This is a genomic window from Cedecea neteri, from assembly GCF_000758325.1.
In the GTDB taxonomy this organism is placed as follows: domain Bacteria; phylum Pseudomonadota; class Gammaproteobacteria; order Enterobacterales; family Enterobacteriaceae; genus Cedecea; species Cedecea neteri_B.
On sequence record NZ_CP009459.1, the window covers coordinates 4083699 to 4099985 of the forward strand.

The 16287-nt window shown below is 57.1% G+C and carries 11 protein-coding genes; 10 read left to right on the forward strand and 1 reads right to left on the reverse strand.

Annotation, left to right across the window (positions count from 1 at the left end; all coding sequences use genetic code 11):
* Positions 1-71: 71 nt before the first annotated feature.
* Positions 72-1424 (forward strand): molecular chaperone, encoded by a 1353-nt coding sequence (gene yegD, locus LH86_RS19095; RefSeq protein ID WP_039304725.1) that lies wholly within the window; start codon positions 72-74, stop codon positions 1422-1424.
* A gap of 47 nt (positions 1425-1471) precedes the next feature.
* Here the strand turns inward: yegD and LH86_RS19100 are convergent, their stop codons facing one another.
* The gene (locus LH86_RS19100) at positions 1472-1768 is read right to left on the reverse strand and encodes a helix-turn-helix domain-containing protein (RefSeq protein WP_039304728.1); all 297 of its coding nucleotides are present in this window, start codon (positions 1766-1768) and stop codon (positions 1472-1474) included.
* Positions 1769-2149: 381 nt separating this feature from the next.
* Here LH86_RS19100 and LH86_RS19105 point away from each other — a divergent pair, with 381 nt between their 5' ends.
* The 9 genes from LH86_RS19105 to yegS all read left to right on the forward strand — a co-directional run bounded on the left by LH86_RS19105 (position 2150) and on the right by yegS (position 16140).
* Complete coding sequence (locus LH86_RS19105; protein ID WP_039304730.1) at positions 2150-3403, forward strand: MdtA/MuxA family multidrug efflux RND transporter periplasmic adaptor subunit; 1254 nt, start codon at positions 2150-2152, stop codon at positions 3401-3403.
* Entirely contained in the window at positions 3403-6525 is a 3123-nt protein-coding gene (locus LH86_RS19110; RefSeq protein WP_039304733.1) for an MdtB/MuxB family multidrug efflux RND transporter permease subunit, read from the forward strand. The genes LH86_RS19105 and LH86_RS19110 overlap by 1 nt, the downstream gene beginning before the upstream one ends.
* Entirely contained in the window at positions 6526-9609 is a 3084-nt protein-coding gene (mdtC, locus tag LH86_RS19115; protein ID WP_039304735.1) for a multidrug efflux RND transporter permease subunit MdtC, read from the forward strand.
* Complete coding sequence (locus LH86_RS19120; protein ID WP_039304737.1) at positions 9606-11021, forward strand: MFS transporter; 1416 nt, start codon at positions 9606-9608, stop codon at positions 11019-11021. The genes mdtC and LH86_RS19120 overlap by 4 nt, the downstream gene beginning before the upstream one ends.
* Positions 11018-12412: a two-component system sensor histidine kinase BaeS gene (gene baeS, locus LH86_RS19125; RefSeq protein ID WP_039304739.1), complete on the forward strand. Its 1395-nt coding sequence runs from the start codon at positions 11018-11020 to the stop codon at positions 12410-12412. The genes LH86_RS19120 and baeS overlap by 4 nt, the downstream gene beginning before the upstream one ends.
* Complete coding sequence (baeR, locus tag LH86_RS19130) at positions 12409-13131, forward strand: two-component system response regulator BaeR (protein WP_008455132.1); 723 nt, start codon at positions 12409-12411, stop codon at positions 13129-13131. The genes baeS and baeR overlap by 4 nt, the downstream gene beginning before the upstream one ends.
* 110 nt (positions 13132-13241) lie before the next feature.
* Positions 13242-13499: a hypothetical protein gene (locus LH86_RS19135; RefSeq protein WP_039304741.1), complete on the forward strand. Its 258-nt coding sequence runs from the start codon at positions 13242-13244 to the stop codon at positions 13497-13499.
* A gap of 129 nt (positions 13500-13628) precedes the next feature.
* The gene (yegQ, locus tag LH86_RS19140; RefSeq protein WP_039295245.1) at positions 13629-14990 is read left to right on the forward strand and encodes a tRNA 5-hydroxyuridine modification protein YegQ; all 1362 of its coding nucleotides are present in this window, start codon (positions 13629-13631) and stop codon (positions 14988-14990) included.
* Positions 14991-15240: 250 nt separating this feature from the next.
* Positions 15241-16140 carry a lipid kinase YegS gene (gene yegS / locus LH86_RS19145; protein ID WP_039304743.1) on the forward strand — a complete coding sequence of 300 codons (900 nt, stop codon included), beginning with the start codon at positions 15241-15243 and terminating at the stop codon, positions 16138-16140.
* Positions 16141-16287: the final 147 nt, after the last annotated feature.

Below are 16287 nucleotides of genomic sequence, written 5' to 3' on the forward strand. Positions count from 1 at the left end.
TCAGTTGCCCACGGACCGGCATTCCGCTAAAGTCGCCCCCCTTCTCACTGGCATGGGGATAATCAACGAAAATGAAAATCGGTTTTGACTACGGAACGGCGAACTGCTCGGTCGCCATTATGCGCGACGGCAAACCACAGCTGCTGGAGATGGAGAACGGCTCATCGCTGCTGCCTTCTATGCTCTGTGCGCCGACGCGTGAAGCGGTGAGCGAGTGGCTCTTCCGTCACCACGAAGTTCCGGCTACGGGAAGTGAGACCCAGGCACTGCTGCGCCGCGCGGTGAGCTACAACCGCGAAGAAGACATTGACGTACTGCCCGGCAGCGTAAAATTTGGCTTAAGTTCGCTTAGCCAGTACATGGAAGATCCGGAAGAGGTTTACTTCGTTAAATCGCCGAAGTCCTTCCTCGGCGCCACCGGCCTGAAGCCGCAGCAGGTTGCGCTGTTTGAAGATCTGGTCTGCGCGATGATGCTGCACATTCGCAAACAGGCGGAAAACCAGCTGGACGGGACCATCGACCAGGCCGTGATTGGCAGACCAATTAACTTCCAGGGCCTGGGCGGGGAAGATGCCAACCAGCAGGCACAGGGGATTCTGGAACGCGCCGCGCACCGCGCTGGCTTCCGCGACGTGGTATTTCAGTTTGAACCCGTCGCCGCAGGGCTGGATTTTGAAGCCACGCTTCAGGAAGAAAAACAGGTGCTGGTGGTCGACATTGGCGGCGGTACCACCGACTGCTCGGTACTGCTAATGGGGCCTGACTGGCACCAGCGCCGCGACCGTGAACAAAGCCTGCTCGGCCACAGCGGCTGCCGCGTGGGCGGTAACGATCTGGATATTATGCTGGCATTTAAACAGCTGGCTCCGCTGCTTGGCATGGGCGGCCAGACGGAAAAAGGCATCGCGCTGCCGGTATTACCGTGGTGGAACGCCGTCGCGATTAACGATGTCCCGGCACAGAATGACTTCTACAGCGCGGCGAACGGCCGTTCGCTCAACGAGCTGGTTCGGGACGCGCACGAGCCGGAAAAGGTGGCGTATCTGCAGAAAGTCTGGCGTCAGCGCCTGAGCTATCGCCTTGTCAGGGCGGCCGAAGAGAGCAAGATTGCGCTCTCCAATAGCCAGCAGGTTTCAGCCCTGCTGCCGTTTATTGCCAAAGACGTGGGCTGCGACATCAGCCAGCAAGCGCTGGAAACCGCCATCAGCCAGCCGCTGCAGCGCATCATGGAGCAGGTCACGCTGGCGATGGACAACAGCCAGGCTAAACCTGAGGTTATCTACCTGACCGGCGGCAGCGCACGTTCTCCGCTGCTGCGCCATGCGCTCGCCCAGCAGTTGCCCAATATTCCGATTGCCGGGGGCGACGACTTTGGCTCGGTGACGCAGGGGCTTGCCCGCTGGTCAGACGTGGTTTTCAGATAATCACGTTCAAACATACCGCGTCAAACCGCAGGCCTCCTGCGGTTTTTTTATATCTGGAAACGCCGGTCGCTCTCTGGAAATTCCAGATGCAGCGAAAGTTTACCGCCCAGCGCCTCAACGTAGCGCTTCAGTGTGAGCACCTTGAGATCGTTACCACGTTGTTCAATCGCAGCGATTGCCGGCTGGGAAACCCCCATTTTTTGCGCCACTTGTTTTTGAGAAAGCCCCTGCTGCTCACGTACCAGCTGCAACCCCGTTTCCAGAATTAAGACTTCGGTCATTGCGCGGATCTCGGCCTGCTCTTCCGGCGAGAACTCTGCCATCACTTCAGTTAACGTTTTCATTTTCATCCTCCAGTTCTGCCAGGTGATGTGCAAACTGCGTTTCGGCCACGTTTATCTGGGCCTGATACCAAAAATAAAAGTAGTCAGTAAATATCACGCGCCATATCATCACTCAGCTCATAAACCATAGATTATATTTCAAACATAAACCACAGTTTATTTACCACATCGTGAGGTGGCTATCTTTTGGACTGAAACTTGCGCGATGCCTCGGAAAACGTTTTGCGAAAAACCCTTATATTTGGCCACGAAAACATCACTTAATTACTATATGTTGCTAATCTGACAGTACTTCATATTTCCTCCATCATTGCGGGGCTATCCGTTACTAAACTAGTAACATTACGCCTAAAATCGTTTCAGGAAGAGAACACGTCATCTATGAAAGGCACACTGACTTCTCGCTGGTTGTGGATTACAGCCTTTATTCTGGTGGTGATTGCCGCCGTCTGGTTCTGGCACAGCCACAGTACATCTTCAGGGACTCAGCCCCAGGCTAAATCCGGCCAGACTTCCGCCCAGGGCGGCCGACGTGGGATGCGCGGCGGTGCGCTGGCGCCGGTTCAGGCCGCAACGGCAACCAGTGAAGCCGTGCCGCATTACTTAACCGGCCTTGGCACTATCACCGCCGCCAATACCGTGACGGTGCGCAGCCGCGTCGACGGGCAACTTCTGGCCATTCATTTCCAGGAAGGTCAGCAGGTAAAAGCCGGTGATTTGCTGGCTGAAATTGACCCAAGCCAGTTTAAAGTCGCTCTGGCTCAGGCCCAGGGGCAGTTGGCTAAAGATCAGGCCACGCTGGCGAATGCCCGCCGCGACCTCGCCCGCTACCAGCAGTTGGTCAAAACTAATTTAGTCTCGCGTCAGGATCTCGATACTCAGCAATCCCTTGTAGCCTCTTCGCTCGGTACGGTTAAGGCCGATGAAGCCATGGTGGCCAGCGCTCAGCTGCAGCTTAACTGGAGTCGCGTCACCGCCCCAATCGACGGCCGGGTTGGCCTGAAGCAGGTCGATATTGGCAACCAGATTTCCACCAGCGACACCAACGGTATTGTCGTGCTGACGCAAACGCACCCGATTGACCTGGTCTTTACCCTGCCGGAAAACGATATCGCCACGGTGATTAAAGCGCAGAAGGCCGGTGAAACGCTGAGCGTAGAAGCCTGGGACCGCACCAACACCACAAAACTCAGTAACGGTAAACTGCTGAGCCTTGATAACCAAATCGATACCACCACCGGCACCATCAAGCTTAAAGCCCGCTTTGATAATCTGGATGATGCTCTGTTCCCAAATCAGTTTGTGAACGCCCGTATGCTGGTGGATACCCAGCAAAATGCCGTGGTGATCCCAGCCGGTGCATTGCAAATGGGCAACGAAGGCCACTTCGTCTGGGTACTGAACAGCGATAACAAAGTCAGTAAACACCTGGTTACGCCGGGGATTCAGGACAGCCAGAAAGTCGTGATTACCGCCGGCGTTTCCGCAGGCGATCGCGTGGTGACCGATGGCATTGACCGCCTGACAGAAGGCGCGCAGGTTGAGGTTGTCGAACCACACAGCGCGGCTGACGATAACGCGAAACCTGCCGCGCAGACGAAATCCGGCCACAAACACAACGGAGCACGCTCCTGATGCAGGTGTTACCTCCAGGCTCCACGGGCGGCCCTTCCCGCCTGTTTATTCTCCGTCCGGTTGCCACCACGCTATTGATGGTGGCTATCCTGCTGGCAGGGATTATTGGCTATCGCTTTCTCCCGGTATCAGCGCTACCGGAGGTGGACTACCCGACCATTCAGGTGGTGACGCTCTATCCTGGCGCCAGCCCGGATGTGATAACCTCGGCGATCACTGCCCCGCTCGAGCGCCAGTTTGGGCAGATGTCCGGCCTGAAACAAATGTCATCACAAAGCGCCGGTGGCGCGTCGGTTATCACCCTGCAATTCCAGCTCACGCTGGCGCTTGACGTTGCCGAGCAGGAAGTGCAGGCGGCCATCAATGCTGCGACAAATCTCCTGCCTACCGACCTGCCAAACCCACCGGTTTACAGCAAGGTCAACCCGGCGGATCCGCCTATCATGACGCTTGCCGTGACCTCAACCGCCCTGCCGATGACGCAGGTGGAAGATATGGTTGAAACCCGCGTGGCGCAAAAAATATCCCAGGTTTCTGGCGTCGGTCTGGTCACGCTGGCAGGCGGCCAGCGCCCTGCAGTCCGCGTGAAGCTGAACGCCCCGGCGATTGCCGCCCTGGGCCTGACGAGCGAAACCATTCGCACCGCCATCACCAACGCCAACGTTAACTCCGCCAAAGGTAGCCTTGACGGCCCGGAGCGCGCCGTCACGCTCTCCGCCAACGACCAGATGAAGTCGGCCCAGGAATACCGGGATTTAATCATCGCTTATCAGAACGGCGCGCCAATCCGCCTCGGGGATATTGCTACCGTTGAGCAAGGGGCTGAGAACAGCTGGCTCGGCGCCTGGGCGAACAAGCAGCAGGCCATTGTGATGAACGTCCAGCGCCAGCCTGGGGCCAACATCATTGAGACGGCAGACAGCATCCGCCAGATGCTGCCGACGCTGACCCAAAGCCTGCCGAAATCGGTCGAAGTGAAGCTGCTCAGCGACCGCACCACCAACATTCGCGCCTCCGTGACCGACACCCAGCACGAGCTGATGCTGGCCATTGCGCTGGTGGTGATGATCATTTACCTGTTCCTGCGCAACGTACCGGCCACCATCATTCCTGCCGTCGCCGTACCGCTGTCGCTGGTCGGCACATTTGCCGTGATGGTGTTTCTCGATTTTTCGATCAATAACCTGACGCTGATGGCGCTGACCATCGCCACCGGATTCGTGGTAGACGATGCCATCGTGGTGATCGAGAACATTTCTCGCTATATCGAAAAAGGCGAGAAGCCGCTGGCCGCCGCGCTAAAAGGCGCAGGTGAAATAGGATTTACTATTATTTCCCTGACCTTCTCGCTTATTGCAGTGCTTATCCCACTGCTGTTTATGGGCGATATCGTGGGCCGCCTGTTCCGCGAGTTTGCCGTGACGCTGGCAATTTCTATTTTGATTTCCGCCGTGGTTTCGCTGACGCTGACCCCGATGATGTGCGCCAGAATGCTGAGCCACGAATCACTGCGTAAGCAGAACCGTTTCTCCCGCGCCAGCGAGAAGATGTTTGATAACATCATTGCCGCCTATGGCCGCCTGCTGAGCAAGGTACTGAACCATCCGTGGCTGACGCTTAGCGTGGCTTTTGGCACGCTGGCATTGACCATTGTGCTGTGGATCTTTATCCCCAAAGGCTTCTTCCCGATTCAGGATAACGGCATCATCCAGGGCACGCTGCAGGCTCCGCAGTCGGTCTCCTTCGCCAGCATGGCCCAGCGCCAGCAGCAGGTGGCGGACGTGATACTGAAAGATCCGGCGGTGGAAAGCCTGACATCGTTTATCGGTGTGGACGGCACCAACCCGTCGTTAAACAGCGCCCGTCTGCAAATAAACCTTAAGCCGCTGAGTGACCGCGATGACCGCATCCCGACGGTGATTGACAGATTGCAGCAGAATGTCGCCGGCGTCCCGGGCGTGCAGCTTTACCTGCAGCCGATCCAGGATCTGACCATCGACACCACGGTGAGCCGCACGCAGTACCAGTTCACCTTGCAGGCCACCTCGCTGGACGAATTGAGCACCTGGGTGCCACAGCTGGAAGACAAGCTTAAAACGCTGCCTCAGCTCGCGGATATCAGCAGCGACTGGCAGGATCAGGGGCTGATGGCCTACGTCAACGTGGACCGCGACAGCGCCAGCCGCCTCGGCATCACCATGTCGTCGGTGACCAGCGCCCTGTATAACGCCTTCGGCCAGCGCCTGATTTCAACCATTTACACCCAGGCCAACCAGTATCGTGTGGTACTCGAACATGACACCAGCACCACGCCCGGCCTGAGTGCGCTCGACAACATTCGCCTCACCAGCAGCACCGGCGGCAGCATTCCGTTAAGCGCGATTGCGAAGGTGGAGCAGCGCTTTGCCCCGCTGTCGATCAACCACCTCGACCAGTTCCCGTCCACTACGTTCTCCTTTAACGTGCCGGAAGGCCAATCGCTGGGCGATGCGGTGACCGCCATTACCTCGGCGGAAAAAGAGCTGGCAATGCCGTCCGATATCACGACGCAGTTCCAGGGCAGCACCCTCGCCTTCCAGGCCGCACTGGGCAGCACCATCTGGCTGATTGTTGCCTCAGTCGTGGCAATGTACATCGTGCTTGGCGTGCTGTATGAAAGCTTTATTCACCCGATCACTATCCTGTCGACGCTGCCCACGGCGGGCGTTGGCGCGCTGCTTGCGCTGATGCTGGCGGGGGCTGAACTGGACGTTATCGCCATCATCGGCATCATCCTGCTCATTGGTATCGTGAAGAAGAACGCGATCATGATGATCGACTTTGCGCTGGCCGCCGAGCGTGAACAGGGCATGGCCCCGTACGAAGCGATTTACCAGGCCTGTTTACTGCGTTTCCGTCCGATTCTGATGACCACGCTCGCCGCGCTGCTTGGCGCATTGCCGCTGATGCTTTCAACCGGCGTTGGCGCAGAACTTCGCCGCCCGCTGGGTATTGGCATGGTGGGTGGCCTGCTGCTCAGCCAGGTGCTGACGCTGTTTACCACCCCGGTGATTTACCTGCTGTTCGACCGCCTGTCGCACTACACGCGTCGTCGCTTCGGCCGACAGCATGAGGAGGCGTAAGTGAAGTTTTTTGCCCTCTTCATTTACCGCCCGGTAGCGACGATTTTATTGACCGTCGCTATTACGCTGTGCGGCGTGCTGGGCTTCCGCCTGCTGCCGGTTGCCCCGCTGCCGCAGGTGGATTTCCCGGTGATCATGATCAGCGCCTCACTGCCGGGCGCGTCACCGGAAACCATGGCGTCGTCGGTTGCTACGCCGCTGGAGCGTTCCCTGAGCCGTATTGCCGGGGTCAACGAAATGACCTCATCCAGTTCGCTGGGTAGCACCCGCATCATTCTGGAATTTAATTTCGACCGCGACATCAACGGTGCCGCGCGGGACGTGCAGGCGGCGATTAACGCCGCCCAAAGCCTGCTGCCAAGCGGGATGCCGGGGCGGCCAACTTACCGCAAGGCCAACCCGTCCGATGCGCCGATCATGATCCTGACGCTCACCTCCGACACGCTATCGCAGGGTGAGCTGTATGATTTCGCCTCCACGCAGCTCGCGCAAACCGTCTCACAAATCGACGGGGTGGGCGATGTGGACGTTGGCGGGAGTTCTCTGCCTGCGGTGCGCGTGGACCTCAACCCTCAGGCGCTGTTTAACCAGGGCGTATCGCTGGATGCCGTCCGGACCGCAATAAGCAATGCTAACATCCGTCGTCCTCTTGGTTCGGTAGAAGACAGCACAAGCCGCTGGCAAATTCAGACCAACGACGAGCTAAAAAAAGCGGCGAACTATATGCCGCTTATCGTCAACTACAACAACGGCTCAGCCGTGCGGCTGCAGGATGTCGCCAACGTCACCGACAGCGTGCAGGACGTGCGTAACGCCGGGATGACCAACGCCAAACCGGCCATCCTGCTGATGATTCGCAAGTCGCAGGAAGCGAACATCATCGAAACAGTGGACCGCATCCGCGCCAAAATACCCGAATTACGAGAAACCATTCCAGCCTCCATCGACCTGCAGGTAGCCCAGGACCGGTCGCCAACCATTCGCGCCTCGCTGGCCGAGGTAGAACAATCGCTGGTGATCTCCGTGTCGCTGGTGATTCTGGTAGTGTTTCTGTTCCTTCGCTCAGGACGCGCCACCTTTATTCCGGCGGTGGCCGTGCCGGTGTCGCTGATCGGGACTTTTGCCGCCATGTATCTGTGTGGCTTCAGCCTCAATAACCTGTCGCTGATGGCGTTGACCATCGCCACCGGCTTTGTGGTCGATGACGCCATCGTGGTGCTGGAAAACATTTCCCGCCATTTGGAAGCGGGCGTAAAGCCCATGCAGGCGGCGCTCCAGGGCGTGCGGGAAGTGGGCTTTACCGTGCTGTCCATGAGTCTGTCGCTGGTGGCGGTCTTCCTGCCGTTGCTGTTGATGGGCGGCCTGCCGGGGCGCTTATTCCGTGAATTTGCGGTCACGCTTTCGGTGGCTATCGGGATTTCGCTGGTGGTGTCGCTCACGCTCACGCCGATGATGTGTGGCTGGCTGCTGAAAAATAGGCCTCCTGAAAAGAGAAACAAAAACCGTGGATTCGGTCGCCTGCTGATTGCCATGCAGGGCGGCTACGCGCGCTCGCTGAAATGGGTGCTGAACCATACGCGGCTGGTGGGCGTAGTACTTCTGGGTACCATCACCCTGAGCGTCTGGCTTTATATCGCTATCCCGAAAACCTTCTTCCCGGAACAGGACACCGGCAGGCTGATGGGCAATATTCAGGCCGATCAGAGCATCTCTTTCCAGGCCATGCGCGGCAAGCTGCAGGACTTTATGAAGATCATCCGTGAAGATCCGGCGGTGGATAATGTCACCGGCTTTACCGGCGGTTCCCGGGTTAACAGCGGCATGATGTTTATCTCGCTCAAGCCGCTAAGCGAACGCAGCGAAACCGCCCAGCAGGTGATTGACCGGCTGCGCGGCAAGCTCGCCAAAGAGCCGGGCGCCAACCTCTATTTAATGGCGGTGCAGGATATTCGCGTCGGTGGCCGTCAGGCTAACGCCAGCTATCAGTACACTCTGCTTTCGGATGACTTAAGCGCGCTGCGAGAGTGGGAGCCAAAAATCCGCAAAGCGCTGGCGGCCTTGCCGGAGCTGGCGGATGTTAACTCTGACCAGCAGGACAACGGCTCGGAAATGGACCTGATTTACGACCGTGAAACCATGTCGCGGCTAGGGATCAACGTCTCGGACGCGAACAATCTGCTCAACAACGCCTTTGGTCAGCGCCAGATTTCCACCATCTACCAGCCGTTGAACCAGTATAAGGTGGTGATGGAGGTTGACCCGCGCTACACCCAGGACATCAGCTCGCTCAACCAGATGTTCGTGATAAACAGCGAAGGGAAGTCGATCCCCCTCTCCTACTTTGCCAAATGGCAGCCAGCGAACGCCCCGCTGTCGGTGAACCATCAGGGGTTGTCCGCCGCATCAACCATCTCGTTCAACCTGCCAGACGGGGTATCGCTTTCTGAAGCCAGCGACGCCATCGACAGAACCATGACCTCGCTGGGCGTGCCGTCCACCGTGCGCGGCAGCTACGCCGGAACGGCACAGGTGTTCCAGCAAACAATGAACTCGCAGGTGATTCTGATTCTGGCAGCCATTGCCACGGTGTATATCGTGCTGGGCGTATTGTACGAAAGCTACGTCCACCCGCTAACCATCCTCTCAACGCTGCCTTCCGCGGGCGTCGGGGCACTGCTGGCACTGGAACTTTTCAGCGCCCCCTTCAGCCTGATTGCGCTAATCGGTATCATGCTGCTGATAGGTATCGTGAAGAAGAACGCCATTATGATGGTGGACTTCGCGATAGAGGCGCAGCGTAAGGGCGATTTAACGCCGGAAGAGGCGATTTTCCAGGCCTGCCTGCTGCGCTTCCGCCCGATTATGATGACCACGCTGGCCGCCCTGTTTGGCGCGTTACCGCTGGTGCTGACCAGCGGCGATGGCGCAGAACTGCGCCAGCCGCTGGGGATCACCATCGTCGGCGGACTGGTGGTAAGCCAGCTGTTAACGCTTTACACCACGCCGGTGGTTTACCTGTTCTTTGACCGACTGAGATTGCGCTTTAGCCGCAAACCCCGTGAAAGTAAGGCTCTGTCCGTATGACTGATTTGCCCACCGCCGTTCGCTGGCAGTTATGGATTGTCGCTTTTGGCTTCTTTATGCAGGCGCTGGACACCACGATTGTTAACACCGCTCTCCCCTCGATGGCGCACAGTCTGGGCGTAAGTCCGCTGCATATGCATTCGGTGGTGGTGGCCTACGTGTTAACGGTCGCAGTCATGCTCCCGGCAAGCGGCTGGCTGGCGGACAGAGTGGGCGTTCGCAATATCTTCTTCACGGCTATCGTTCTTTTTACCCTCGGGTCCCTGTTTTGCTCCAATGCTTCAACGCTCAATGAGCTTGTTTTGGCCCGTGTCGTTCAGGGCATCGGCGGCGCGATGATGGTGCCAGTTGGGCGCCTTACGGTGATGAAAATCGTGCCGCGTGCGCAGTATATGGCGGCGATGACCTTCGTGACGATCCCAGGCCAGGTAGGCCCACTCCTCGGCCCTGCGCTCGGCGGTGTGCTGGTGGAGTACGCCTCCTGGCACTGGATTTTCCTGATAAACATTCCTGTCGGCATTGTCGGGGCTATCGCTACCCTGTGGCTGATGCCCAACTACACCATGCAAACTCGTCGCTTTGATATTTCCGGCTTCCTGCTGCTGGCGTTTGGCATGGCGGCGCTGACGATTGCGCTAGACGGACAAAAGGGCCTGGGCATTTCCAGTGAAACGCTCGGGCTGTTAATCCTCGGCGGGGTTATCGCCATTCTGCTTTACCTGTGGCATGCGCGCGACAACGAAAACGCGCTGTTCAATCTCAATCTGTTCAACACGAAAACCTTTTCGCTTGGCCTGCTGGGCAGCCTGTGCGGGCGCATCGGCAGCGGCATGTTGCCGTTTATGACGCCGGTGTTTCTGCAGATTGGGATGGGTTTCTCGCCGTTCCATGCCGGGCTGATGATGGTCCCGATGGTGCTTGGCAGCATGGGTATGAAGCGTATCGTGGTGCAGGTCGTCAACCGCTTCGGCTACCGCAACGTGCTGGTCGTCGCCACGCTCGGCCTGGCGCTGATCACGCTGATGTTTATGGGTACGGCCCTGATGGGCTGGTTCTGGCTGCTGCCGGTCGTGCTGTTTATACAGGGCATGGTTAACTCCATGCGCTTCTCTTCCATGAATACGCTGACGCTAAAAGATCTGCCGGATGACCTCGCCAGCGGCGGCAACAGCATGCTCTCAATGGTCATGCAGCTTTCCATGAGTATAGGCGTGACCGTCGCAGGCCTGCTGCTGGGCATGTTTGGCCACCAGCAGCTTCCGGCCGGTGGAGAACAGGCTCACAGCATCTTTATGTACACCTACTTCTGCATGGCGCTGGTCATTGCCCTTCCGGCATTGCTGTTTGCCCGCGTCCCAAATGACCGTTCAGAAAATACGGTCATCAGCCGCCGTAAAAGGAGCGAAACATGAAACTTTACCGCTCCGGGATCACCGGGAAATTATTCCTCGCCATTTTCTCCACCTGCCTGCTGGTGCTGGCCATCATGCACTGGGGCGTCAGGTTAAGCTTTGAGCGCGGCTTCATTGACTACATCAAGCGCGGCAATACCCAGCGTATTGAGATGCTAAGTGATGCGCTGGGTGAACAGTATGCGCTTCACGGTAACTGGCGCTTCCTGCGGCACAACGACAGGTTTGTATTTCAGATTTTACGTTCGTTTGAGCGCGACGGGGATGAAGCACACGGCATGCCTCCGCAGGGCTGGCGCACCAAGTTTTGGGTTGTCGATCAAAACTATCAGGTTCTGGTTGGCCCGCGAGAGAAGCTCCCTCCAGACGGCATGCGCAAACCGATTAACGTCAATGGGCAGGACGTTGGCTGGGTAATTGCCTCCCCCATTGAGCGTCTGACCCGCAATACTGACATTAACTTCGATCGCCAGCAGCGGCGCACAAGTTGGATCATCGTCGCCCTGTCCAGCCTGCTGGCGGCAGCGGCCACCTTCCTGCTCGCCCGTGGCCTTCTGGCCCCGGTGAAGCGCCTGGTTGAAGGTACGCACAAGCTGGCCGCCGGAGATTTTTCCACCCGGGTCGCGGTCGGCAGCCAGGATGAGCTGGGGCGGCTGGCACAGGACTTTAACCAGCTTGCCAGCACCCTGGAAAAGAACCATAAAATGCGCCGGGCTTACATGGCGGATATTTCTCACGAGCTGCGTACCCCGCTTGCCGTTTTGCGCGGTGAACTGGAGGCTATTCAGGACGGTGTGCGTCAGTTTACGCCGGAGTCCGTCACGTCACTGCAGATGGAAGTCGCCACCCTGACCAAGCTCGTTGACGACCTGCACCAGCTTTCCATGTCCGATGAAGGCGCGCTGGCCTACCAGAAAAAATCGCTGGATATCATTGCGCTGCTGGAAGTGGTTGCCGGGGCATTCCGTTCCCGTTTCGATTCCCGAGGGCTGGCGATACGCCTGGCGCTACCGGAATCCGCTATCATTTTTGGGGACGGAGACCGCCTGATGCAGCTGTTCAATAACCTGCTTGAAAACAGCCTTCGCTATACCGACAGCGGCGGCCAGTTGGTGATAAGCGGTAAAATCGTGAATCAGCAGTTTGTGATGAGTTTTGACGACAGCGAACCCGGCGTTTCGGACGAACAGCTCAGCCAGCTATTTGACCGTTTCTACCGCGCAGAAGGTTCCCGCAACCGCGCCAGCGGCGGTTCAGGACTGGGCCTGTCTATCTGCCAGAATATTGTGACCGCCCATGGCGGAACGCTAACTGCCTCCCATTCACGCTTTGGCGGCGTTAGTATTACCGTTGAACTTCCTCTGGAAACAGAAACGTCGAGGACACTATGACCGAGCTACCGATTGACGACAGTACGCCCCGTATTTTGATCGTAGAAGATGAACCTAAGCTTGGGCAGTTGCTCATCGACTATCTCCGCGCGGCAAGCTATGCCCCTACTCTGCTGAACCACGGCGACCAGGTACTGCCGTATGTTCGCCACACGCCGCCGGATCTCATTCTGCTGGATTTGATGCTGCCCGGTACAGACGGCCTGACGCTGTGCAAAGAGATTCGACGTTTCTCCGAAGTGCCCATCGTCATGGTGACCGCGAAAATAGAAGAGATTGACCGCCTGCTGGGGCTGGAAATTGGCGCTGACGACTATATTTGCAAGCCTTACAGCCCGCGCGAAGTCGTCGCCCGCGTGAAAACAATTCTCCGCCGCTGCAAGCGTCAGCTTGCCATTTCAGCCGGGTCGGAAGAAAGCCCGCTGGTGATTGATGAAGGCCGATTCCAGGCCATCTGGCGCGGTAAACTGCTGGATCTTACTCCCGCAGAGTTCCGCCTGCTAAAAACCCTGTCCCACGAGCCGGGGAAGGTGTTCTCCCGCGAGATGCTGTTGAACCATCTGTATGACGATTACCGCGTGGTCACCGACCGCACCATCGACAGCCACATTAAAAACCTGCGCCGCAAGCTTGAAGCGCTGGATACCGATCAGTCATTTATTCGCGCCGTTTACGGGGTGGGTTATCGCTGGGAGGCGGACGCCGGGCGGGTGATATAACCCGTCGTCACAGCTACTACTTCTGGTAACTGTGTAGAAGACAAAAAAACGCTACGATAGAACACAGGCCGGTCAACATTGACCGGCACCTTCCCTGCAAGGAGATATTCGTGGAAAAGTATGTTTTCTATAGCAAAGATATTGCCTTCAATGTCTACCCGAAGGCATCTCTTGGTAAGGAAGAGAAAAAACAGTTGGCCGCTGATGGATTTCAAAAAATTGGCTTCGAGATAACGGCGACGAATGAAGCCGCCGCGCTCGACAAGTTCATCGCGCATTTCAAAGAAAATACCGAAGCGCTGAAAGAGTACACGGAGAATATTGCCTTCGCGTCGGTCCTTTTTGTCGGCGTCCCACTTATCGCCTGAATCCGCAAGACGGTTTACTCCCCAGCCTCACGGCGCTACAATTCCCGCCCTTAAATTGTGGTAATCCACTCGACTTTAGCCGCTTCATCAGGTGGAGCGGTTCTGACCTGATATCAGAACGAGAACTTCATGTTTAAACCGGAACTCCTCTCCCCGGCGGGAACGCTGAAAAACATGCGTTACGCTTTCGCTTACGGCGCAGACGCCGTCTACGCTGGCCAGCCTCGCTACTCGCTGCGCGTGCGCAATAACGAATTCAACCACGAAAACCTCCAGCTCGGGATCAACGAAGCCCATGCGCTGGGTAAAAAATTCTACGTGGTAGTGAACATCGCCCCGCATAACGCCAAGCTGAAAACCTTTATTCGTGACCTTAAGCCGGTTATCGACATGGGTCCGGATGCGCTGATTATGTCCGATCCAGGACTTATCATGATGGTGCGCGAGGCGTTCCCGGAGATGGATATTCACCTCTCCGTGCAGGCTAACGCCGTTAACTGGGCGACAGTAAAGTTCTGGAAGCAAATGGGGCTGACGCGCGTGATTCTTTCCCGCGAGCTGTCGCTGGAAGAAATCGCCGAAATCCGCGAACAGGTTCCAGAAATGGAGCTGGAGATCTTCGTCCACGGCGCGCTGTGCATGGCGTATTCAGGCCGCTGCCTGCTCTCCGGCTATATCAACAAGCGCGATCCTAACCAGGGGACCTGCACTAACGCCTGCCGCTGGGAATATAAGGTTCAGGAAGGCAAAGAAGACGACATCGGCAACATCGTCCACGTGCATGAGCCGATTCCGGTGCAAAACGTTGAGCCTACGCTAGGCGTCGGTGCCCCAACGGACAAAGTGTTTATGGTGGAAGAAGCCAAACGTCCAGGCGAATACATGACCGCTTTCGAAGACGAACACGGCACCTACATCATGAACTCGAAAGATCTGCGCGCCATCGAGCACGTGGAGCGCCTGACAAAAATGGGTGTGCACTCGCTGAAAATCGAAGGCCGTACTAAGTCCTACTACTACTGCGCACGTACCGCGCAGGTGTATCGTCGCGCCATTGACGACGCCGCAGCGGGCAAGCCGTTCGACCCTACGCTGCTGCAAACGCTGGAAGGCCTGGCCCACCGAGGTTATACCGAAGGTTTCCTGCGTCGCCATACCCACGACAGCCATCAGAATTACGAGTACGGGCATTCCATTTCCGAGAGCCAGCAGTTTGTGGGCGAGTTTACCGGCGAACGCCGGGGTGATCTGGCGGCCGTGGCAGTTAAAAACAAATTCCTGCTGGGCGACAGCCTGGAAATGATGACCCCGCAGGGCAATATCACCTTTACGCTGGAAACGCTGGAAAACGGCAAATCCCAGCCGATAGACGTGGCTCCGGGCGACGGTCATACCGTATGGATGCCTGTACCTCAGGAGATAGCGCTGGATTATGCTCTACTGATGCGCAATCTCTCTGGTCAGACAACCCGTAAACCGCACGCAAACTAGTGAATTAGGGTTATTTTTCGCGCTAAGACCATTCTTAGAAACCGATCACATACGGTTACACAAGATAACGTTATTATTCGCAAGCTGAAAAACATAACCCATAAATGCTAGCTGTACCAGGAACCACCTCCTTGGCCTGCGCAATCTCCCTTGCGCAGGCTTTCTTTTTTCCGCTGATTCAGCCAGTTCTTACTCCCCCGCGCCTACTTTGCTCTACACTTTGATAATGCTCACTTTTCTGAGGTAAGTCATGGAGAGATCCCCGCATTCATTTTTGATTCTGAACGGCAAAGGTGCCGGTAACCCACAGCTGCGCGAGGCCGTGCACACGCTGCGTGAAGAAGGTTACACCTTGCATATCAGGGTGACCTGGGAAAAAGGTGATGCCGAACGTTACATTGAGGAAGCCCTGAGCCTCGGCGTAGATACCGTCGTTGCCGGCGGCGGTGACGGGACAATCAATGAAATTGCCACCTGCCTCGCGAAGCTTTCTTCGGGCAGCCGCCCGGCATTGGGCATTCTCCCGCTGGGGACGGCCAACGACTTTGCCACCAGCGCCGGTATTCCTGAGGACTGTGAAAAAGCACTGCGCCTCGCGCTGTTCGGCAAAGCCACCAACATCGACCTGGTGCAGGTCAACGATGAAGCCTTCTTCATCAACATGGCGACCGGCGGATTTGGCACGCGCATTACCACCGAAACGCCGGAAAAACTCAAAGCGGCGCTCGGCGGCGTTTCTTACTTTATTCACGGTTTAATGCGCATGGACATGCTCAAGCCGGATCGCTGCGATATTCGAGGGGAAGGCTTTAGCTGGCAGGGAGACGCGTTGGTGATCGGCATCGGTAACGGCCGCCAGGCAGGCGGCGGGCAACAGCTTTGCCCGGAGGCGTTGATCAATGACGGGCTGCTTGAGCTGCGGATTTTCACTGGCGAAGACCTGCTTCCCGCGCTGTTAACTACGCTAACGCGCCCGGAAGAAAACCCGAACATTATTGAAGGGAAATCGGCCTGGTTTGAGATTTCGGCCCCACACGAGATTACCTTTAACCTGGACGGGGAACCGCTGAGCGGACGGCATTTTCGCATTGAAGTGCATCCGAATGCGCTGGCCTGTCGTTTACCACCTCATTGCCCGCTATTGGAGTAAGCCAGCGCGGTGCTGTTTGTTTCCCCTCACCCTAACCCTCTCCCCAACAGGGAGAGGGAATAAAAAGTGCCCTCTGTTGCTTGCTTTACCCCATGCCCCTTTGGGTGATGGAATAAAAAGTGCCCTCTGTTGTTTTCCCCCCTCTCC